Below are 24072 nucleotides of genomic sequence, written 5' to 3' on the forward strand. Positions count from 1 at the left end.
TTAAAAGTTTAGGATATCTTCTAATTCAGTTGAATTACCGTTGGCTTCTCCATTCAGGAACTGATCCAGTTGTTCAATACTCACTGTTGCAGACAAGCCATAGTCAGATGGTGTAAATACCTGTTCCTGTTCGCCCTGTGTTACACAATGCGTGATTAATGCGATCAGTTGCTGCAGGTAGTTATCTGCCAGCCGGGCAATAGTAGCCGCATCGTAATGCTTACGGCTAAATGTCCAGTGCAGGGATAACACGCCATCCTGTATCATACTGTTAACGGATAGTTTTTCACGGGTGTGGTAATCGGCATGTACTTCCTGGCCGGTAGATTCCGGTGCCAGGCCGATCCTGCCATTCGATTTTGCCACATTATCCATCTGGCCGAGATAGTTGAAAACAATCTCCCAGGGTTGTGCACCTTGTAAAGCAGGTACTTTGCTGATATATTTCAACACGCCATAACCCAGTCCTTTGTCTGGTATCTGACGCAGTTGTTCTTTCACACTTTTGATCAGGTTACCGGCATCTTCTTCCTTCGTGGCACGCAGCTGCACAGGATACAGGCTGGTAAACCATCCTACCGTACGGCTGATATCATAGGCGCCGCCAATTTCCTCACGGCCATGGCCTTCCAATCCTATCACCACCTTTTCTGTATTGCTCCAGTCTGTGAGGGTACGGGTCAGTGCTGCCAGCAGGATATCATTGATTTCTGTATGATAGGCACGGGGAACTTCCTGCAGCAAGCGTTGGGTATACACCGCATCGAGCTGACTGATATATTGTCCGTTGTCTTTTACACATACCGGGTGATCGAAAGTAACATCCACTGGTAAGTGAGCGGTGGTGTTATTCACACTCTCCCAATACCGTTGCTGTGATAACAGCCGACGGCTTTGGCTATAGGTAACCAATTGATCATACCACTGCCGGTAAGCTGTGCTCTTTAATCCCAGGTCTGCCGGTGCGCCCTTCATGGCCGCCTGCAGCAGGTTTTCGGTATCTTCCAGGAGTATGCGCCAGGAAACGCCATCTACTGCCAGGTGATGAATCACCAGCAACAGGCGATGTTGCAGTTCATGATCCGGGGTGCGGATCAGCACCATACGGATCAGGTCTCCATGCCGGATATCCAGGTTGCCCTGATGATATTGACAGCAGCGTGTAATCGCTTCCGTTAGCGTATGTTCATTTTCACCTGTGAGATCAGTCACTTCCAGTGTACTGTAATGAGCGCCATATTCCTGTTGCCAGCTATTCTCCTGATGGTGATAGGTAAAACGCAGGGCATCATGGTGCGTCTGCAGTTGCTGCAGTACGCCAGCCAATATGGTTTCGTCCACGTTTTTATCTACCGCGAGCAATACGCTCTGGTTGAAGTGATCCTGTATCGCCGCAGCTGATTGTGCTTCTTCGAAGAACCATTGCTGGATAGGCAGCAGACCGGATGTACCGGAAAGTATGCCCTGTTCTCCTACTACCGCATCCCCTTTGCCTTTGCGTGTCTGTAATACGGCGGCCAGCTGTGCAATCGTCTGATGCATAAACACATCTTTCGCCTGCACTTCATAACCCAGTCTTTTCGCACGGCTTACCACCTGGATGGTGATAATGGAATCTCCTCCCAGGCCAAAGAAATTATCGTGTATACCTACACGTGATACACTGAGTAATTGTTCATATATATCTGCCAGGTCTTCTTCTGTTTCATTGCGCGGCGCCACATAGGTGGTATCAGATAACTCACCTGCATCCGGATCTGGTAAAGCTTTACGGTTTACTTTTCCGTTTGATGTCAATGGTATTTCCTCCAGCGTTACCCATAATGCCGGTACCATGTAATCCGGTAAACGTTCTTTTAAGGCGGCCATCACGGCGTCACGGCTAAAGCCTGCAGCAGGCACCACATAACCTACCAGCCGCTTGTTGCCGGATTGGTCTGTTTTTGCCAGCACTACGCCCTGGTTTACCAGGCCACTTTGCTGTAATACATTTTCTATTTCGCCCAATTCTATACGGAAGCCGCGGATCTTTACCTGGTCGTCTATACGGCCCAGGTATTCGATGTTACCATCCTGCAACCAGCGACCCAGATCCCCGGTACGGTATAACCGTTCTTCCGGTGAGAATGGATTCATGATAAATCTTTCTGTCGTCAGTCCCGGCAGGTTGAGATAACCTTTCGCCACACCAGCACCTCCCACATACAGTTCTCCGGCAACGCCCACCGGCACCAGGCCTTGTTGTGCATTCAGGATATAGGCGCGCAGTGTTGGTATTGGTTTACCGATCACACTGGCACTCTGCTGCAAATGATGCCAGTCCAGTTCCTGGAAGGTCACATGCACGGTGGTTTCTGTAATACCGTACATATTAATCAGGCGACAGTCTTTATATAATTGTTTCCAGGGTTTCAGTTTACCCGGATTGAGTGCTTCCCCACCGAAGATCACATAACGCACAGGCAAAGTGGCGGTACGTTCTGTCAGGTAGTCCTGTAAAACATAGAAAGAAGAAGGGGTCTGATTCAGTACTGTTACTCTTTCCCTTATCAGCAGTTCTCCAAACAATACCGCATCCTGTGTTACGTGCCGTGGTACTACAATCAGTTTACCACCATAGAATAATGCGCCATACATTTCCCATACGGAGAAGTCGAAGCAGAAAGAGTGGAACATGGTCCATACATCCTGTTCATCGAAATCATATAACGGCGCATCTGTTTCAAACAACCGCACCACATTTTCGTGGGTGACCAGCACGCCTTTCGGACGACCGGTAGAGCCGGACGTGTAGATGACGTAAGCTACCTCTTTCGGAGACCTGGTAACCGGCACGGCTTCCTGCGGCATTTTGCTGATCTGTGGTGCATCGGCATCCAGTAATACCAGCTCGCCTGCTTTTTCCATTCCTTCGAAAAGTGCTGCACAGACTGCACTGGTAACAATTACAGGAGATGCGGTGTCTTCCACCATATAACGGATACGGTCCTCCGGATATACCGGATCGATCGGCACATAAGCTGCACCCGCTTTCAGGATACCCATGATCCCCACAATCATCTCCACACTTCTGTTCAAACATACCGGTACCAGCATGCCCGGCACCACTCCTTTGTGGCGGAGGTAATGACCCAGCTGCACCGCCAGTTCATCCAGGCGGCGGTAGGTAAGTTGTTCGTGTTCATATACGACTGCTATCGCATCCGGTGTTTGTTGCACCTGTGCTTCAAACAGATCTGTTATCGTTTTATCTTCCGGATATCCTGCCGGCGCACCACTCAGTACCTGCAGCAACCGGTGTTCTTCTGCCGGCGCCAGCATAGGCAGTAATCCTATCTGTTGCTGCGGAGCCGTTACGATGGCTTCCAGCAACTGTGCATAATGTCCGATCATCTGCCGGATCGTTTCTTCCCGGAAAAGATCCCTGCAATATTCCACCCGCAATGCCAGACTATCCGCTCCTTCTTCCAGTTCAAAAATCAGGTCAAACTTGGCAGTGGTGTGTTCCACTTCTTCCAGTTCCACGGTGATACCATCCAGTTGTAAAGCTGCATGAGCCGCAGCTTCCTGCAATACAAACATCACCTGGAATACCGGTAAGCGGCTCATATCGCGGTCTTTGGCCACTACATCCACAATCTTCTCAAAAGGAATATCCTGGTGACTGTAGGCATCCAGCAGATTCGTTCTTACCTGTTGCAGCAAAGCAGTAAATGACATATCTCCCTGCAGCTGGCTGCGTAAAGCCAGTGTATTCACAAAGAACCCGATGAGTCCTTCTACTTCCTGTTGCCGGCGACCGGCTACAGGCGTTCCTACGCAGATGTCTTCCTGACCGCTGTAGCGATACAGCAATACCTGGAAAGCAGAAAACAGGGTCATAAACAAGGTACTGCCCAGGTGCTGGCTCAATTGCTGCAGCTCTCCTGCCAGATGAGCCGGCAACGGTACGCGGATCGCAGCACCGCGTGTACTCTGGATCGCAGGTCTTGGAAAATCTGTTGGCAACTGCAGTGGTTCCAATCCCGCCAGGTGTCTGATCCAGTAATCTTTCTGTTGGGTCAGTACTTCTCCGGTTACATAGGCACGCTGCCATAAGGCATAGTCGGCATATTGTACCGGCAATGCAGGTAATACCGGTGTACGATCCTGTGCGTAAGCATTATACAAAACCGATAACTCCCGGAGTATAACACCCACAGACCAGCCATCGGATGCAATGTGATGTATCGTCAGTACCAGCAGGTGTTCTGTGGCAGCTACCTGGATCAGGCCTGCCCGCAGCATATGTGTAGCCGCTAAGATAAACGGCCGGTCAATGAATTCACGTATAGCCGCTGCCGTATCTTCCGTAGAAATGGTTTCCAGCTGCCAGGTGTTTTCCGGTAACAACTGCTGATGCGCCATTTCAAATTCTTCCGCATGCAGGATCACCGTACGCAGCACTTCATGCCGGTTGATGATTTCCTGCAGCGCCGCCTTTAAGGCATATTGATCGAGCGGACCACTTAATTTCAGTATGGCCGGAATATGATAATGTAAACTACCTTCCAGTTCATCGATGAACCACAAACGTTCCTGGCTGAACGACAGTGGGATATGCTGTGGTTTAGGCACCACCGGTGTAATCGCCGGCAACAGTGCCGTCTGGCCTTTTTCCTGCAGATAATCCGTCAGGGCAGCGATACTGGGGTAGTTGAAGATGTCCTTCATCACCAGTTCCGCTGACAACTCCTTGCGAACAGCGGCCATCAGCCGGATGGCCAGCAAAGAATGTCCGCCTCTTTCAAAGAAATTATCGTGCACACCTATCTGTTCTGTCTCTAACAATGTTTGCCAGATGCGGGCCAGTGTAAGTTCTGTTTCGTTACGTGGCGCCACATATACATTCGTTACTGCTTCTACAGGGTCCGGCAATGCCTTGCGGTCTATTTTACCATTGGCAGTCAATGGCAGGTGATCCAATTCGATGAGCAATGCTGGAATCATGTAGTCTGGTAAAGCACGTTGCAGCCAGGCTACCATACCTTCCTTATCGAATGCACCTTCCGGTACCACATAGGCTACCAGGCGCAATGGCGCATCTGCACCGGCGCCACCTGGCAACGCCAGTACTACCGCTTGTTTCACCAGTGGGCTGGCTTCCAGCACATGTACAATTTCGCCCAGTTCAATCCGGTAACCCCTCACTTTTACCTGGTCATCTATACGACCTAGGAATTCGAGATTACCATCCGGTAACCACCGGCACAGGTCTCCTGTTTTATATAATTTTGCAGCCGGATCTTTGGTGAAATGATCCGTTACAAACTTTTCTTTTGTCAGTTCCGGCAGGTGCAGGTAGCCAGGGCTCACCTGTTTACCTCCGATGTATAATTCGCCGGCAATACCTATCGGTTGCGGATTGCCAAAAGCATCCAATACGTAGGCACGGGTATTACCCAGTGGTTTACCAATAGGTAATATGTCTTGTTTGCCTGCAGCGGTGGCGGTATATAAATACTCCGTCGCCGTAACGGTTGTTTCCGTAGGGCCGTATTCGTTATAGAACACTGCATACTGTCCCCATTCTTTCGCCAGCTGTATGCTGCAGGCTTCCCCACCGGCAATCACGCGTTTCAATGCGCTGTAACCTCCTGGTGTAATGGTCTGCAGGAATCCTGGTGTGGCATGCAGATGTGTCACCTGTTGCTGCTGCAACAGCTGTTCAAAAGCTGGTTTATCCAGGCGGATACGATCCGGTATCAGCACCAGTGCGGCTCCGTTGAATAAAGCCAGGTACATCTGCTCCACTGCCGCATCAAAGGCGTAGCTGGAGAACTGCAGGATACGTTCCTCCGCAGTTATACCAAATTTCCGGGTCTGATAACGTATCAGGTTGATAACAGCCGCATGTTCAATGGTTACCCCTTTAGGCTTACCGGTGGAACCGGAAGTATAAATGATGTAAGCAAGGCTGCTGCCGGTAATATCTGTGATCGGGTTATCCCAGGAACGGGCAGGTGTAGCCGCTGTAAGCAGTTCGTCGATACATACCACTGTGCGCTCCGGTGAAATCTCCGTAAGCATCGCACGATAAGCGGTGGTAGCCACGATGCGGTTTTCCCGGCCACTATTTTCCAGCATATAGCTGATTCTATCTGCCGGATAGGATGGATCGATTGGTACATATACGCCACCGGCCTTCAGGATACCCAACAGGGCAATCATCATCTCCGGTGATCTGTCTATACAAACAGGTACCAGATCGCCCGGATTCAGCCCTTTATCAGTCAGATAATAGCTTAACCGGTTTGCCTGATCATTCAGTTCCTGGTAAGTGAGTACTTTATCTTCAAAAACAACAGCAGTAGCCATTGGTGTACGGGCAGCCTGTACTTCAAATAAAGCCGGTATAGTCGTATCCGTTACCGGTTCCATATCCGTTTCATTGAAGGTATTCACCAGCCGGTCATATTCCGTTGCTGTCAGCAAGGTAATATCCGCCAGTTTATGTTTTGCGCCGGAAACAATCTGTAACAGGACTGTTCTGAAATGCTCCGCCAGCTGCGCTACATATACTTCTTCCAGTAAAGCCGTATTATAGCCAAACTGTACATAAATCTCCTGTGCGGCCGCAATCAGGATACTCAACGGATAGTTGGTTTGTTCCTGTACTTTCACCTGGTCAATCTGCACACTCCATCCTTTGGCTTTTACGGCTTCGCTTACCGGATAGTTTTCATATACCATGATGCTGTCGAACAGATCGCCTGACAGGCCAAGCCAGCGCTGGATGGTATTGATAGGCGTATATTCATATTCCCTGGACTGCATCTCCCGCTGCTGGATGGTTTCCAGCCAAGGTATTACGGCCATATTCCGGTCCACCTGTACATGCAGTGGCAGTGTGTTGATATACAACCCTACCCGCTGCTCTACACCCGGCAATGCGCCGTTACGACCAGATACAGTTACCCCGAAGGTCACCGCATCCTGACCAGTGTACTGCTGCAGTATCCAGGTCCAGACACCCTGCATGATGGTATTTACCGTCAGTTTATTTTGCTGTGCATATGCCTGGATAGCGCTGGTAGTAGCTGCATCCAGGGTAAAGCTCTTGAGGAGATATTCACCTGCACTCCGGGTACGGTCTGCCGCCACCGGTACATACGGCAATAAGGTGCCGGCTGTAGTTCCCTGCATATAGCCGCGCCAGTAGTTTTCTTCTGCTTCACTATCGCGGTTTTCGATATACCGGATATAATCCTGGTAAAGATCTTCTGTGCCTGTTACCACCGGTTTACCGGCCAGGATATTTTCATAGTAGCCAAACAGTTCTTCAAACAACACCGGTACAGACCAGCCATCCAGTAACAGGTGGTGGAATGTCCACAGCATGCGGTATGTTGTGTCACTGGTTTGCATCAGCGTAATACGCATCAGCGGTGGTGCAGCATAATCAAAGCCGCGGTTTCTGTCGGCTTTCATCAATGCCTGAATAGCCACTTCCTGGTCAGCTGCAGACAGGTGACGATAATCTGCTGTTTCAAACGGCAGGGTTACATGGTGATGTACACACTGCACCGGTACCGACAACGCTTCATAGTTAAAGCTGCTACGCAGGATACTGTGCTGTTGCAATACCTTTGCCCAGCTTTCCCGGAAGACCGGTATATCCAGGTTGGACACTTCACAGATCAGCTGTTCTACGTAAGCGCCGCCATGCGCATCATACAATCCGTGGAACAACATCCCTTCCTGCAGGCCACTCAGCCGGTATACAGCAGACAGCTGTGCAGACAACTGGTTGCTGCCATACAGGAATGCATCCAGTTGCTGATAAGACACCGCTGTTTCCAGACCATAATCTGACGGAGTAAATATGGCAGCTTTGCCAGCTTGTTCCACACTATGTGTGATGAGTGTAGTCAGCTGTTGCAGATAGGCTTCCGCCAATGTGGCGATAGTAGTTTCTTCAAAATGCAAACCGCTGTAGGTCCATTCTACCTGTAATACGCCTTCCTGTATCCGGCTGTTGATCGCCAGTTTTTCGGCCACGATCCAATCTTCCTGCACATCTTCACCGGCATATTCCGCAGCGGTTTCCAGCCATTCGCTTTGTGCTGTAATATTATCCAGCTGCCCCAGGTAGTTGAATTCAATTTCCCAGGGTTGTTGACCCGCCAGTGACGGCAGCTGGTGTATGTATTTTAATACGCCATATCCCAGACCTTTATCAGGGATATTACGCAGTTGTTCTTTGATACTTTTAATGAGATCACCTGATGTGTGTACATTTTCGGTATTTAACCAAACGGGGAACAGGCTGGTAAACCATCCCACTGTACGGCTGATATCTGCTTCGCGGCTGATTGCTTCCCGGCCGTGTCCTTCCATACCAATGACCACGGAGGTATGCCCGCTATAGGCTGATAAAGTCTGTGCCAGTGCTGCCAGGAGGATATCATTGATTTCGGTATGATAGGCAGCTGGTACTTCCTGCAACAACAACCGGGTAGCGGTAGCATCCAGTCTGCTGTTGTAGGCAGCCGTATCTTTTTTCCTTACCACTGTGGTAGTGGCTTTATCTACCGGCAATGTGGTGGCTGCTGCCGTGACATTTTCCCAATAACGTTGCTGTGTCAATAACCGGCGACTGCGGCTATAGGTTTCCAGCTGTGTATACCACTGCCGGTAAGACCAGCTCTTGGCTTCCGCTGCGGCCACGGTTCCTTTCGCGCGGGCTGTCAGCAAACGTTCCAGGTCTTCCAGCAGTATCCGCCAGGAAACCCCATCTGTTGCCAGGTGATGGATGACTATCAGCAAACGGTGATGACTATCCGCAGCAGGTGTTTGTATATGCACCATCCGGATCAATGCACCACTGCTGATATCCAGGCTGGCCTGGTAAGTACGGCAGCAGGCGGTGATCTGCGCAGACAATTCATCCGGCGCCACCGCAGAAAGGTCTGCCGTTTCCAGCTCCGTATAGCGGTTACCGTAAGTTTGTATCCATTTCCCTGCGTCCTGCCGGTACTCCATCCGTAAGGCATCGTGCTGCCGTTGCAGCTGCATCAGTATACCAGACAGGTCGCCGGCAGTTACGCGTTTATCGAGTGAAAATAATAAGGTCTGATTATAGTGTTGAGGCACCGCCGGCATATGTGCCGCGGCTTCAAAAAATGCCTGCTGTATAGGTAGCAGACCAACCGCTCCTTCCAGGGTACCTTGTTCTCCTGCTGCAGCCACTGCGCCTTTACGGAGGGCAATCACTGCCGCCAGCTGCGCAATAGTCTGATACTGGAAGATTTCACGGGCCTGTAATTCATAGCCCAGTCTTTTTGCCCGGCTTACCACCTGGATGGTGATAATAGAGTCGCCTCCCAGTCCGAAGAAATTATCGTTGATCCCTACCCGTTCTATCCGTAACAGGGTTTGCCAGATATCGGCCAGTACCTGCTCGGCTTCATTGCGCGGCGCCACATAGGCCACATCTATCAACTCCGCTACTGCCGGTTCCGGCAACGCCTTACGGTCGATCTTACCATTGGGAGTAAGCGGCATTTCTTCCAGGATCACCCAAAGCGTGGGCACCATGTACTCCGGTAACTTATCTTTCAGGTAATGACGGATACCTTCGCGGTCGAAATCTTCCGTAGGCACTACATATCCTACCAGGCGCTTATTGCCGTTTTCGTCAGGACGGGCCATCACCACACCCTGGTGTACCAGGCCACTTTGTCTTACTGCGGTTTCAATTTCTCCCAGCTCGATCCGGTAGCCACGTATTTTCACCTGTTCATCTATCCGGCCCAGGTATTCAATATTACCATCCGGCAGCCAGCGTCCGAGGTCACCGGTACGGTACATTCTGGAGCCAGGATCTGTGCTGAACGGATTGCGGATAAACCGGTCTGCCGTCAGTTCCGGACGTTTCAGGTAACCACGTGATACACCAATACCCGCCACACAGATTTCACCTGCTACGCCGGCAGGCGCCAGCTGCAGGGATTTATCCAGAATATAGATATAAAGATTCTGTATGGTTTTACCTAATGGCACATTGCTGGTATCAGGTGTTTCATACATGAAGTAATGCGTAATATCATCAGAAGCTTCCGTAGGGCCATAGGCATTCACCACCGGAATATGTCCGTATACCGGATGAGCAAACCACTGTGCCAGTACATGCTGACTGATCACCTCACCGGTAACCATCAGGTACTGCAGACGTGGCAGCGGAATGCTGATTTCTTCCTGTAATACGGAGGCCAGGTAAGAAGGCACCAGCTCCAGGATACTTACCTGGTGCTGCTCTACAGCGTCCATCAGTACGGCTGGCTGGAAGATAAGCTGATCGGTAAACACAATGGTTTCCCCACCTACCAGTAAGGCGGAGAACATCTGCCATACAGAGATATCAAACGTATAGGACGCTGTATAGGCCTGTACGGTATGATGATTCATCTGCAGGTCATTGATTTTGGCATACAGGTGATTCAGCATTCCCTTATGTTCTACCATTACCCCTTTGGGTTTTCCGGTAGAACCGGAAGTATATATCACATACGCCAGGTCATCCGGCGATGGTTGGGTTTGTAATGCTTTTACCGGCGCATGGGCAATTTCTTTCCGGTCTTCATCCAATACTACCAGGTGGGTAACCGCAGGAATATTGGCTTTTGTAGCAGCTGTACATATCACGATCTGCGCTTCACAATCACCCACGATGTAGCTGATACGTTCTTCCGGATAAGTAACATCAATAGGAGCATAAGCGCCCCCTGCTTTCCAGATACCGAGAATAGCCACCAGCATATCGGCAGAACGCTCAATACACAACGGTATCAGGGTATCCTGTTCCACGCCCAGTCTGCGCAGGTAATGCGCCAGCTGGTTGGAAGCTGCATCCAGTTCTGCGTAGGTGAGTATTTTGTCTTCACATCTCACGGCCACAGCGCCCGGTGTGATCAATGCCCGCTCTTCAAATACAGCCACGGCTGTCCGGTCTGCCGGATAATCTACTGCCGGGCCTGCAGATTCCTGCAGCAGGCGGAGTTGTTCCGCAGACGGCAATATAACGCTATCGACTAAACGACCTTCATACTCATCCAGGTAGGCATGAATAATCTGATCAAAATATAACTGCAGGTCCTGCAGTGTTTTGCCGGACCTGAATTTCTTACGGAGTACACAATGGAGGATAAAAACATCATTGGTGATGCTGGCAGAGAAGTCCAGCCAGGTATTGGTAACGGTGAAATCGTTGATAAAGGTACCATCCGATATCGCCGCTGTATTCATGAAGGGAGAGATATCCGCTACACCTTCTTCGTATACGTGGAAGTTCACAAAGTTGAAAATCACATCGAAGTAAGGATTCTCATCACCTGTCTGTTCTTTCGTAATTTTTGTGATTTCGAAAAGACTGGTTTTCTCCCGGCGTTTCATCTGCAGGAGTTTCTCTTCTATCTTTTCAAAATAGTTTTTCCAGGTACCATGTTGTTTACCTGTTTCAAAGCGGAAAGGAATTGTATTCAGGAAACAGCCCAGCAGTTTATCACTGTCTTCCATCACCGGGCGGTTGTTTGTTACCAGACCAATGGTCACCTCTTCTTCGTAGGTGAGCATACCCAATGCATAGGCGCAGGCACCCAGGAAAAGGCCTTTCAGGGTAAGGTTATCCTGTTTTGTTTTTATTTTCAGTTTCTCCAGGAAGGCCGCCTCATATGGGTGATCAAATACCTGGTAATCATCTTCCGTAGAGAAGATATTCAGGCGTTTATAATCATCCAGGTCCTGCTTCCAGAAAGTTTTATTTTCATCATCTTGTTTGGCTGCCAGTGTTTCAATGATATAATCTTCATAGGAACATTTCAGGGGCGTCCAGGATACCGTCGTTGCCGCCTGCAGCTGTGTGCAGAGCTGGTAGAGTTCTGCGTGCAGGGAGGCCACACTCCAGCCATCCAGCACGGCGTGATGCACCTGCAATACAAAAACCTGGTAATCCTGCCAGCCGAACAGGGCGGTTCTCCACAAAGGTGCTTTCGTAATATCAAACGGACGGGCGCGTTCTTCCTGCAGATAGGCTTCTACAATACCTTTCGCCGCTTTCTCGCTGGCATGGCGGATATCAAAATAATCTACTGCCACTGCTACGGAGCGGTAAACGATATGCAGATTATGTTGGGCTACATCCAGTGCAAAAGCCGTTCTTAAAGTAGCATGCTTTTCCACGATGATTTGCATGGCCTGTTTTACCAGCGCCGCGTCAAATTTCAAGGGCAGCCGCACCACGATCTGATCGTGATAAAGCGCGGCTTCCGGATTCAACAGGGAGATGTATACCATCCCGTGTTCAATATCGCTCATGGGGTAAACCGCCTCGATGCTATCTGCATCGGGCAGCAACGGCAATACGTCGGCTGCAATGCCGGCTATTTCCGCTTTTATCTCCCGGTAAATTTTTCGTTGTTGTTCACCCGCTGCGGCGCCACGACTATCAATCAGCTCAGCCAGCAGCGCAATGGTATTGGCTACATATACTTCAAATACACTGATTTCTTTCTTAAACTGATGCCGGATGCGGCTCACTACTGTGATTACACGGATAGAGTCACCTCCCAGTTCAAAGAAGTTATCGTGTATCCCTGTACGTGTTATTCCCAGCAGTTCCTGCCAGATGGCTGCCAGTTTTTCTTCTGTTTCATTACGGGGCGCTTCATATACGGTTGTTACCAGTTCACCCGCATCCGGTTCCGGCAACGCTTTGCGGTTTACCTTCCCATTGGCGGTTAACGGAATCTCGTCCATGATCACCCACAATGCCGGCACCATATAATCCGGCAAATGTGTTTTAAGCCAGTTTTTCGCGGCTTCTTTTGTAAAATCATCCGTCGGCACCACATAGGCCACCAGGTTCTTATTGCCGCTGTAATCTGCTTTTGCCAGCACTACGCCCTGTTGTACCAGACCGCTTTGCTGCAATACATTTTCAATTTCACCCAGCTCAATACGGAAACCCCGGATTTTTACCTGGTCATCTATACGCCCCAGGTACTCAATGGTACCATCTGTTAACCAACGCCCCAGGTCACCGGTACGATACAGGCGTTCACCCGCTTCAAACGGGCTGGCAATAAATCTTTCGCTGGTCAGTTCCGGGCGGTTGAGATAACCTCTTGCCACCCCGGCGCCACCGATAAACAATTCACCGGTAGTACCTATCGGCAGGTGTACCAGGTTTTCGTCCAGGATGTAGGCGCTTAAAGTAGGAATAGGTTTACCGATTACACTGGCACTGCTGCCTACATGTGTTTCATCCAGTTCCTGGTAGGTAACATGTACGGTGGTTTCCGTAATCCCGTACATGTTGATCAGGCGGCTGTTTTTATATTGTTGCTGCCAGGGTTTTAATTTAGCCGGATTGAGGGCTTCTCCCCCGAAAATTACATACCGTATAGCCGTTGTAGTGGTACGGCCGGTCATGTAATCCTGTAATACATAAAAAGAAGAAGGTGTCTGGTTTAAGACAGTTACTTTTTCTGTTATCAGCAATTCCGCAAACAGTTCAGTATCCTGAGTTACCTGCTTAGGCACGATCACCAGGCGGCCGCCGTAGAAGAGGGCGCCGTACATTTCCCACACAGAAAAGTCAAAGCAGAAAGAGTGGAACATGGTCCATACATCCTGCCGGTTAAAATCGTATAAAGGTTTGTCTGTTTCAAAGAGGCGCACCACATTCCGGTCTTCCACCAACACCCCTTTGGGTTTACCGGTAGATCCGGAGGTAAAGATCACATAGGCTACCTGATGGGGCAACCGGGCAATGGCTACCGGCGTCACAGGCAGTTTCTCCGTGGCGGCTGCATCATCCATGATGACCAGCTGCGCGGTAGTTTTTTCAAATATACCGGCACAGGCACTGCTGCTAACAATAACTGCAGCAGCGGTATCTTCCAGCATATAGTAAATGCGTTCTTCCGGATAGGCAGGATCTATCGGTACATAAGCGGCACCTGCTTTCAGGATGCCCAGTATGCCGATGATCATCCATTCATTACGTTCCACACATACCGGCACCAGCTGTTCTTTTGTTACCCCTGTGCTGATGAGGAGATGCGCCAGTTGATTCGCCTTTTCATCCAGCTGTTTATAGGTGAGCTGTACGCCTTCGCTGGTAACAGCCACCGCATCCGGTGTTTGCCGTACCTGTGCATCAATCAGCGACGTGATGGTCGCTGCTTCCGGATAGCCGGCTGCACAATGATGGAAGGTATTGATCAGCGACTGTTCTGCTTCCGGTACAATTTTAATTTCCTGCAGCGACTGTTCCGGATTTTCCAGGAACTGATGCAGGATATATAATATCCGCTGTGCCCATAAACGGATTTCATCTTTTGTAAAATAATCTTCCCGGAAATCTATTCTCATTTCCATGGGCTGCAGTTCACCATAGTCATACCACAATAATTCCAGCGGCACCGGTGCAGCGCCATTCGGAATATTGTAGGTACGCGCTTTTAAGCCCTCTCCGAAATCCAGTTCAAAGTTCAGCGGCGCATAGTTTACCAGGATTTCGATCAGTTGTTCTTCTGCTGTATTTATCTTAAAATGCCGGCTCAGATCAGCCAGCATATAGTTTTGATAACGATAGTCTTCCCGCTGCGAGGTAGCAATGCGACGCACCAGGTCTACCAGTTTCATCTCCGGATCGTACTCTCCTTTAAAGGGAATAATACCGGTAAACATACCGGCAATCATACGTAAGTGCTTGGTACGTCTTTTATGCAGCGGTATACCAAATACAAAATCAGTATGTTCTGTTGTTTTGGCAAAATAGATGATAAAGGCAGCAATGGTGAGCTGCTGCAGATTACCTTTGGTACGCTCCTGCAATGCATCCAGCAATTTTCTTTCCGCGCCGTCTATTTCCAGTACCAGGTTATCAAATTGGTTACGTGACTGATCCAGGGAACGCGCTTTTCGTTGCAGTACCGGTGAGGGTTTGGTGCCCAGCTTTTCCTTCCAGTAAGCACCTTCTGCTTCATAGGCAGGCGTTTGATTGTAGTCAGATGTCCGTACTGCTTCTTCCAGATAAGAAGGAAGTTTAATGTTCAATTCCGTATTGGCCATCAGCGCCTTATATCGCTGCGCTACATACTGATTCAGTGCAGAGGTACCAAAACCATCTGATACGAGGTGGTGTGTTTTCTGATAAAACCAATGTTCTTCTTCTGATATTTTAATCAGGTATTGGTCTATCAGCAATTTTGATTTATCGAAGGTAAAAGGTGTCGCTAATTGTTCAGTGACCCACTGGTCACATGCTTCCCGGCTCATACCTTTAGCATGAAAATCCAGTTCGGGTAATTCCATCTCAGTATAATCATCCACAACATATCCCGTAGGTACAGGATCGGATAAATCGAAACGCATTTTCAGCACATCGAATATCTGTGGCAGTGAACGCACTGCTTCCAGCAATTTCTCTTTATCCAGTTTTCCCACCAGTTGTATGTATCCACCAATGTTATAGTATACTACATCAGGGTTAATCAACTGATCTACATAAACCTCCTGCTGTGCAGGGTGCAGAGGGACAGCACGGTGTGACATATCTGTATGTATTAGCGTTTATTTAAACATCGAACAAATGAGTAAAATACAATTGTATAGTAGCACCCTTTCACAAGGATGGAATGGGCTACTACTACAATTGTGATGATTTCCCGTATTTATATACTGGCGTTACTGTAATCTGATTTATTTAGTCAGGCAGCACAAAACCGATACTGTCCTGCTGCGCTTTCTGATAGTAATATCCACCTACTGCAATATCGAAGATGGCCATTCCCATAGGATTAAACATAATAGTATCTGTATCACTGTATTGACGCAATGCATCCTGGCAAACAATATCTGCTATTGATAAGGTTTGTTCTTTTTGGAGTCCTTTTTCCTTGTGCATATTCTCTATATCCGTATTCTGACGGCATACTTCTTCCCAATCGTCTACAATAATGGCATCCATATAATCTTTCATCTCCACTTTATAATCCCGCAATGATACATTCAGTTGCAGTGAGCCTTTTACCGGGGGGAGGTTAATATAGGGAGCAGATGATACGGTACAGGTGATAAAAATATCTGCGTCCTGGTAGGCAGCTTCCCAGGATTCACCGATGGTGATATTAGCTGTGTTTTCAATTTCCGCCTGTTGTAAATCAATAGGCTTCAGATCAAATAAGGTAATATTTTCCAGGCGACTACCCAATACAGACTGCACCATTTTCAGGTGTGTTCTGCCAATAGGGCCAAAACCATTGATACCTACTTTCAAAGGTTTGTCATCTGTTCTCTTTTCGAGATAGGCCTGTATTAACAGCCCTGAAACAGCAGCTGTTCTGATGGCGCTGATGCTGGCGGTGTTGATCACACACAACGGTACGCCGGTATTATGTTCATTCAGGATGGTAACAGAATGCGCTCTTAATTTATTCTGGTGGATGTTATCCGGGAAGCTGGCAATCCATTTGATACCTGCGTAAGCAGATTCACCACCAACGTAAGCCGGCATAGCGATGATCCTGTTTTTGGGATCACCATATCTTAAATAAGGTTTTATCGGCTGTGCATAATCATTGGTACCCAGTACAGTGACTGCATTTCTGATAACAGCAATCAATTGTTCCCAATCAAGCCCCGCGGCTTTAATGTTGTCGGCATTCAAGTATAACATAACTCTTTATTTTCTGTATTTGATCATTGCAGGGAAGCAGCTTCCTGTAGCTTCTGTGACAGTTGAATTCCCCATTCTTTATTATAGATAGTATCTAAATAGGTATGACCCTTATCCGGGAAAATCAGCAACGAATTGGCGTTTCCTTCCAATTCATCCGGGAAGCTGTAGTTTTTGGCGGCTAGATATACTGCACCTGAAGAGGCGCCGGCAAATATGGCCTGGTCATGCAACAGTTCAAACGAACCTTTAATAATATCTGCTTGTGAAACAATGACCACATCGTCAATAATAGCATGCTCTATGATAGGTGGCACCTTACTGGCACCAATACCGGAGATAAACCGTTTCATCGGAGGCTGGTTAAAAATAACGGAACCTTCTACGTCTACTCCTACTATTTTCACATCTGGTCTTTCCTGTTTGATACTCTTGGAAATCCCTGTGATGGCGCCACTGGAACTAACGGCAATGAATATATAATCCAGCCGGTCAAATACCTGCAACACTTCTTTACTCAGGTTGTAATACCCTTTAAAGTTATTGGGATCAGCATACTGATCCGCAATAAAGGAATTTTCAGTAGATGCATGTAATGAATTTACCGTATCAATGCGGGTAAGCAAATAACCACCGGTGTAATCACGTTCTGTTACTTTCACCACCTTATAGGCAAGCATATTCAGTAACAGCTCATACGAATGATTAATGTTAGGATCAATAACCGGAATAAATTTGATATTAAGCCGTCTGCAAATAGAAGCCGCTGCTATAGCGAAGTTCCCCGAGCTGGAGGCAATGATGGTCGTCTGTTCATTAATGGCACCTGACTTTATTCCATGGTATATAATACTATATGCAGCCCTATCTTTGGAACTACCTGAAAAATTATTATACTCTAACTTGGCGAACAAATTGTTCTTTTCGTTATTCAAGCGAATAAGTGGCGTATTGCCAATAAAAGCAGACAGTTTACTAAGTTCTTCTAACATAATTCATGGTTTAATGGACAAGTAAACCACAACGTTTTTTTTGTGACATACGTTGGGCAAATGCAATAGAGACACATCCTTTACAATCATACTGGCAAAAAAACAGCTTACCCTCCGCAGAGGACATTATAAATAGTTAAAAAAAGTTTCGTCACTTGTTGCGCGTGCAGACTAAAGCTATTTCAGCGCACACAATTCCCTGTAGACCGGTACAATGCTGTATCCGCGCCACTTCAACGCTCAGAAAATATTATTCAGACAGTTAACACAGGGTTATAAATTTTTCATACGGCATATTGTAATATTGTCTTTATTAAGCTATTTCAATAAAAAATGTTGAACCTTCAAACACTATTTGGGTCATAAATGACATCTGCTGCAACAATGATTATTTCTTATGATCATGGGTCTTCAGTCTGTAAATTAAAAGAAATCCGTATTCAGCCTTACCGGCTACAGATATGGGGAGTCATGCAAAATCATACATGAATCGGGTTCTTTAAAACATACAATTTCTCTGGAAGTCATAACAATTATCAATAGGGTCCATCATTTCAATATTTCAATTACGGGGTGTTTACCTATAGTTAACATGAAAGATATTCGGTAAAAATACATGTTTTTTCTTTCAAAAAACAATTACAAAACAAATTTTTCATGTCCGCCAGAAGTATTCCTGCATGGTATTTTCATTTTCAGGTGCAAAATAGTGTATTCCTTTTTATCAAAACATTTCATTTCAGATAGTTAAAATAAACTTAACACCCTTGGGTAAAATACATTTCCAGTTAACAAAAATATTATTTCCAAATAGGACCTTTAACAAGACTTAAGATACAAAATCGGCTACCATAGCCACTTTAGAGACTCTTTCGTTGCAAATAAAAAAAGCAACAACGCAAAATTGAGTTGTTTATACACTTAAAACAATACCTATATTCAGGTATTTTTCACTAAAAATACATGGCTGAACATGCTGCTATTTATCTATATTGATAAAAAATCCGGAGACAATACATCTCCGGATCCGCATACAATATATTACAAAATGGTAAGCTATCCTATCTACACCAAACACATGCACACAAGATAAATTCAACACCACAAACGCCACAACAAAAACCCTGAAACACAATACCACCAACAATTACACCACCCACACCCACTTCACACTGCAAATATATTTCACCACTGCATACATAATACATCAAACATTACCTCATGCAGTACCATACTAATTTTCAACATACTAACCTAAAAGGTTACACGAAATATCAATCATCTTCACAACGCCCCTGCTTCCATAACCGGTAAGCATCCCGCATACAATGTCCACAAGGCCGGTATCCGGCAGATAACGCCTCCTGCTGATCCCGAAAAAAAACCCGGTTTTCCATTTTCATCCTTTTACCGGAATTGCAGGATAACAAACCATATATTTTTAGCGGACGATTTCCGCCTAAAGAAATCTGGCCTGATACAATAGCTTCCTGAATGCGCCTGCTACGTTGCCAGTCAGTACGCCCTAATGTTATATGTCTGATCATCCGTAGATTGTCAACTGAGGGCATCATGAAAAATAATTCCCAGCGTATGGCGATGACCACTATGCAATGGACTTACCCCATGTTTCATATTCACCCGGTAGTAACGTCCCGTTCCTTTCACCGGCCGGAAATTGGTGGTAAATATCAGCATATCGCCCCGCCGGGGTTGCAACACATTAGCTTTGGACTGCGCCCGGGGAATTTGTTCCGTCAGCACAAATTCTCCACCCGTATAATCTTCTCCCGGTTCATTGAGAAAAAGCACCAATTGCAACGGGAAATAAATATCTCCGTACAAATCCTGGTGTAACGTATTAAAACCGCCCTTTCCATATTTCAGGATAAGCACCGTAGGATGTGTTTGTTTATGCGCATGGCAAAGGTCCTTTAAGGCTTCATGGGTGTCCGGAAAACGGGTTGGTATATTTAATACTTCCATCCATTTATTCGCCACTTCCATCAAATGAGGATACACCGTCTGACGAATGTCGGTGATCAGCTCAGGCAAGGGATAACGAAAATATTTATACTCTCCGGCGCCAAACCGATAACGTTCCATCTTAATCGTTTTCCGATAGGTATTATCTGCCTCATAAGCAGCGATGAGCGTTTGGCACTCTTCCGCTGTTAATACCTGTGGCAACAGGGCAAATCCCTGTTCGTGCATAGCGGAGGTTACATCTCCCCAGTTCCTGGCAGCCAGGCGTTCGGTTACATTTTTCATCACATGCTGTTTAAAGTTCCTGCATCTTTTGTAGTGGCAGAATGAGTCACTATTATATAGCAAAGGTACCCCGGCTGTACCGCGCAGCAACCCGGTTCTTGCTGAATTGGCAGCTGTTCCGGTACCACTTTCTAAAAACAGGAAACGAATGTCTGTAAGACACCCGTTTTACACTGGTACTATCAACACATTTTATTTCCAGGCCATAAATCCTTCATAGGCGAAGTAGTACAATGCCACGTAAAAACTATATTTCAATACTTTTTGGATGATCCTGCAGGTACCGGAAATATAAGAACGGTACCTCCATGTGTTGCTGGTCGTCTTTTCCATTTGACATACTATTAAAACATGATTAAAAATGATCGTTGCAATGATTTTATTTTTCTGCTTCTTTTTTCAACTGTTGCAGCCAGCTGTGAAGCTTTTTTTCAAGTACTGACTGAAATTTCTTTGGCAGCAGTTCCACCAGCCACCCTTCCATACTTTCTTCCACAGTCACTTCTGTATAACCACCTTTCGGGGTAAAAGTCCAGTTATGAATGGCAAAGGCCCCGAAAGCGGTTCCGGACCAGCCAATCTGATGGTAGGGCTTTGCCGTGTGGAGTGTTGAATGAATATTGAGTCCTCCCGTTTTCCAATCAAATGTAGTTCCCTGTTGAAATGCACCGTTTAATTTCACATCCTGTATATCTGTATTCCATACTGACCAATGGTCTACATCACTCATAATGGCCCATATCTTTTCAGGATCGGCCTGTATATTTATCTTTAACCGGGTTTTCGCCGGCGCATTTTCATGTATAGTTACAGATGGTTGATAGCTACTGGATAATTCCAATACTCCTGCCATCAATGCCAGTAATACGATGAACAAACCGGCACCTAATAATATTTTTTTCATTTCCTGGGTTTTAAGGTGAATAAGCTGATGGTATCTATGAAGCTACCTCTATCCTGCTTCATGATGTAAAAGTAGCATCCGGTGGGCCATCCGCATTGTAAGAAAACGAAGCAAACGTACTGACCGCTATACGCCACAGGAAGAGGGCGTAAACGTTAAAAGAGGAAAACATTGGCGGCGGCGAAAAGGGGAAATAATACATTACCTGCGCTCCTCCGGCCTTACAACCAGAGCAGCAACGGGTATTTACCAGCGGGGAGAGGGGAATAGCATCAGGGGCGATAGATCATATCATACATATCATATCCTTTTGCCCAGTAGTCTTTCGTAATTTCCTGCAGTACAAAACCGTTCTTTTCATAGAACCCGTAAGCCAGCTGAGAAGTTCTCACCCGAATGGTTTTGATACCAGCCACAGCTTTCAGCTTTTCGATCCGATACTGCAACAACCTGCTGCCGATTCCTTTTCCCTGAAAATCAGGATGGAGGAAGTCCCAGCTGATTTTGCCGGTCTGATTGTTATCTGTCAGGTTAATACCACCCGCGCCAATAATCTGATAATGCCGTGTGACCACAAAATATTGTTCTGCCTCATGATCCAGGTAATGAATAAGGTCTTCTTCTTCTTCCGGAGAAAAAAAACGAGGAGTGTTTAATTGTAGTAAGGTGAGTACATCAAATTTATCGGTTGCCGTATATGGTCTGATTTCGATGTCGGTATTCATAACCTGAAAATTAATTAGTACTTGCTGTTCCGGTAGACAGCTGCAGTATAAATGTACTATTTTATACGGACGTAACGGTTATCCGGCCATAATAAATCAACCCAGCCGTTTACTACTGACCAGCTGAGCACTGATCCTTTCCATTAAAGGCTGGCGGTAGCTGGCCCCAATGGCAACGGTCATCCCGTTTTCAAGCAGCACAAGATTGCCTTTTACCACCTTGATTTTTTCTATATTCACGATAAAGGATTTATGCACCCGGATAAATGCCCGGGGATATAGCTGTGATTCCATTTCCTTCATCGTGAAATAGATCAGGTGTGATTCCTCCCACAGCTGCACCTTGAGATAGTTGGCGCGGGCTTCAATATAAACAATGTCATCGTATACAATTTTTATCATGTTCCCTTTTACTTCGCTTTGTGAAAAAAAATACTTGTCTGTCATGCCCCGTCCTGTTAATAAAGACTTCACGATAGCCCGTTCTTTTACTTTATGAATCGCTTTCAGAAATCTTTCATAAGTAAACGGCAGCAGCAGATAATCCAGGGCATTTTCATCAAAGGCATCCACCGCATACTCGCGATGTGCTGAAATAAAGACAATATTGGTATGAATAGTGGCAAAAGCAGCAACAGCTGTAGTTAATGCTTCATCTATATCCAGCAAGATAATATCCGGAGCAACCGGGCGATTTTCCATCACCGCTGTAGCGTCCTGTAAACAGGTAACCATGTGATACAGGGTAAGCCCGGCTGTTTGCTTTGTATAGGCGCACAATAATCTGATAACAGCTTCGCTGTTACTGATGATTAAACAAGTAAACATGATGATAGGGGATTTAATACTACCTGCTGCCACCTGAAAGTATATATAAAGAAAAAGCGCATTCAGTCAGGCGATACAACCGATAGGTGGCAACTAATAAAGTGGAATGGTTATGGATAAGGGTTAAGGAAAACAAGACCGGGCATAACAAAAAAGATTAGGGCTTTAAATGGCTATACGAATATACCGAATATCACTTTATATCTATCAAATAAGCAGGTTGATGTAATGCCCCCTCTCTATTCCGGCGATCTTTTATAATATGCATCAGATACCGGTGAACAGCAGACAGCCACAGTTACGGAATAATACGCAGGTTAGCACCAGCATAGCTTTGGGGCAAGGTATCCTGTCTTGCAGACACCTGTTATTGCAAGCATCGATCATTGCTATCCACTGTCTGCCTGCCGATACGTAATACGGGGAAAAAAATTGATTTGTTAACACGACCTATTTATCATGATTTGAGTTGATTAACCCACTGCTGTATCACGGCACAACATTACTATCCTATTGTTTTCTTTTCACCAAAATATAAACTATGACATCCAAATCTATGCGCACAGGCACTTTATTGCTGCCATTATTCCTTTGTTGTTTTATTAACGCCCGTTCCCAATCCTGGCTCACGACCGGTAATGCTCCGGGCAGCAGCGAATTTATTGGTACCACCAATGCCCAGGACTTCCGGATACGTACCAACAATATCCAACGGCTGACCATTGCCAACAGTTCCGGCTTTGTGGGCATCGGTACCACTACCCCCCGCGCGCCATTGGAAGTATTCGGTAGTATCCGGTTACATGCTATCGGCGCTAACACGCTGCAGGTATCAGAAGTATTACTGGAAACCGTTCCTGCCTTAAATGCCGGTGGCAAGTACAGTATCGTGAATGTTAACAACAACAAAAAGTGGGAAATCATCCAGGGCTACAATTGTGGTACTGTTAGTGATGACCTGAACTTTATTTATTATCCCAACACCACCACTTCCTGCCTGGACTTTAGCAACCCATTGACATTGGCCGGTGACAAGGTAGGTATCAACAAAACCGCTGCGCCTACAGCCAACTTCCATGTAAATGGGTCGGTGCGTTTTGAAAACCTGCCCAGCGGTGCCGGTACCGCATTGGTCATTGATGCCAATGGTAATATCCGCAGATCTTCCACTCCCCTGAGCCGGGAATCAGCGGATGCCACACAGCAGGAAATATTACAGCTGAAAGAAGAGATCAATACCCTGAAACAACTGATAAATCAGTTACAGACCAAGGTGAATAGTACGGCATTCAAAAGCAGCAAAGCAGTGCTTTTCCCCAACTATCCCAACCCCTACACCAACACCACCAGTATTGCCTATTATCTGCCGGAGAAAGTGAAAAATGCGAAAATCATGATCTATGACAATACCGGTAAAATCATCAGTACGGCTGTACTCACGGGTCGCGGACAGCAACAGTTAACAGTGCAAAACAGCTTTACACCAGGCATCTATTATTATTCCCTGATAGTAGATGGCAATAAAGTAGACACCAAGAAAATGGTGCTGACGAAAGGTTAATAAGACTGGTATTTTTCATAAAAAACAGGCGGTATCCGTATAGGGATATCGCCTGTTTCATAACCTGG

9 protein-coding genes are annotated in these 24072 nt (G+C 46.7%); 1 reads left to right on the top strand and 8 read right to left on the bottom strand.

The window, feature by feature from the left end:
* From OL444_RS26950 to OL444_RS26985, 8 genes are all read right to left on the bottom strand, one after another.
* Positions 1–15600 (bottom strand): non-ribosomal peptide synthetase, encoded by a 15600-nt coding sequence (locus OL444_RS26950; protein WP_264728268.1) that lies wholly within the window; start codon positions 15598–15600, stop codon positions 1–3.
* A gap of 151 nt (positions 15601–15751) precedes the next feature.
* Complete coding sequence (locus OL444_RS26955; protein ID WP_264728266.1) at positions 15752–16723, bottom strand: 2,3-diaminopropionate biosynthesis protein SbnB; 972 nt, start codon at positions 16721–16723, stop codon at positions 15752–15754.
* A gap of 23 nt (positions 16724–16746) precedes the next feature.
* Positions 16747–17715, bottom strand: coding sequence for a pyridoxal-phosphate dependent enzyme (locus OL444_RS26960; RefSeq protein ID WP_264728264.1), 969 nt, complete (start codon positions 17713–17715; stop codon positions 16747–16749).
* A 1274-nt stretch (positions 17716–18989) separates the two neighbouring features.
* Positions 18990–19289 (bottom strand): Ada metal-binding domain-containing protein, encoded by a 300-nt coding sequence (locus OL444_RS26965; RefSeq protein ID WP_307735002.1) that lies wholly within the window; start codon positions 19287–19289, stop codon positions 18990–18992.
* Positions 19273–19986: a 2OG-Fe(II) oxygenase gene (locus OL444_RS26970; RefSeq protein WP_264728261.1), complete on the bottom strand. Its 714-nt coding sequence runs from the start codon at positions 19984–19986 to the stop codon at positions 19273–19275. The genes OL444_RS26965 and OL444_RS26970 overlap by 17 nt, the downstream gene beginning before the upstream one ends.
* A gap of 379 nt (positions 19987–20365) precedes the next feature.
* Positions 20366–20890 carry an SRPBCC family protein gene (locus OL444_RS26975; protein WP_264728259.1) on the bottom strand — a complete coding sequence of 175 codons (525 nt, stop codon included), beginning with the start codon at positions 20888–20890 and terminating at the stop codon, positions 20366–20368.
* 272 nt (positions 20891–21162) lie between these two features.
* Positions 21163–21615: a GNAT family N-acetyltransferase gene (locus OL444_RS26980; RefSeq protein ID WP_264728257.1), complete on the bottom strand. Its 453-nt coding sequence runs from the start codon at positions 21613–21615 to the stop codon at positions 21163–21165.
* Between the two features lie 96 nt (positions 21616–21711).
* Positions 21712–22443 carry a LytR/AlgR family response regulator transcription factor gene (locus tag OL444_RS26985; RefSeq protein ID WP_264728255.1) on the bottom strand — a complete coding sequence of 244 codons (732 nt, stop codon included), beginning with the start codon at positions 22441–22443 and terminating at the stop codon, positions 21712–21714.
* A 541-nt stretch (positions 22444–22984) separates the two neighbouring features.
* On the opposite strand from OL444_RS26985, the gene OL444_RS26990 reads away from it, so the two are divergent.
* Complete coding sequence (locus OL444_RS26990; protein WP_264728252.1) at positions 22985–24004, top strand: T9SS type A sorting domain-containing protein; 1020 nt, start codon at positions 22985–22987, stop codon at positions 24002–24004.
* Positions 24005–24072 lie beyond the last annotated feature (68 nt).

This window comes from Chitinophaga nivalis (assembly GCF_025989125.1).
Lineage (GTDB): Bacteria > Bacteroidota > Bacteroidia > Chitinophagales > Chitinophagaceae > Chitinophaga > Chitinophaga nivalis.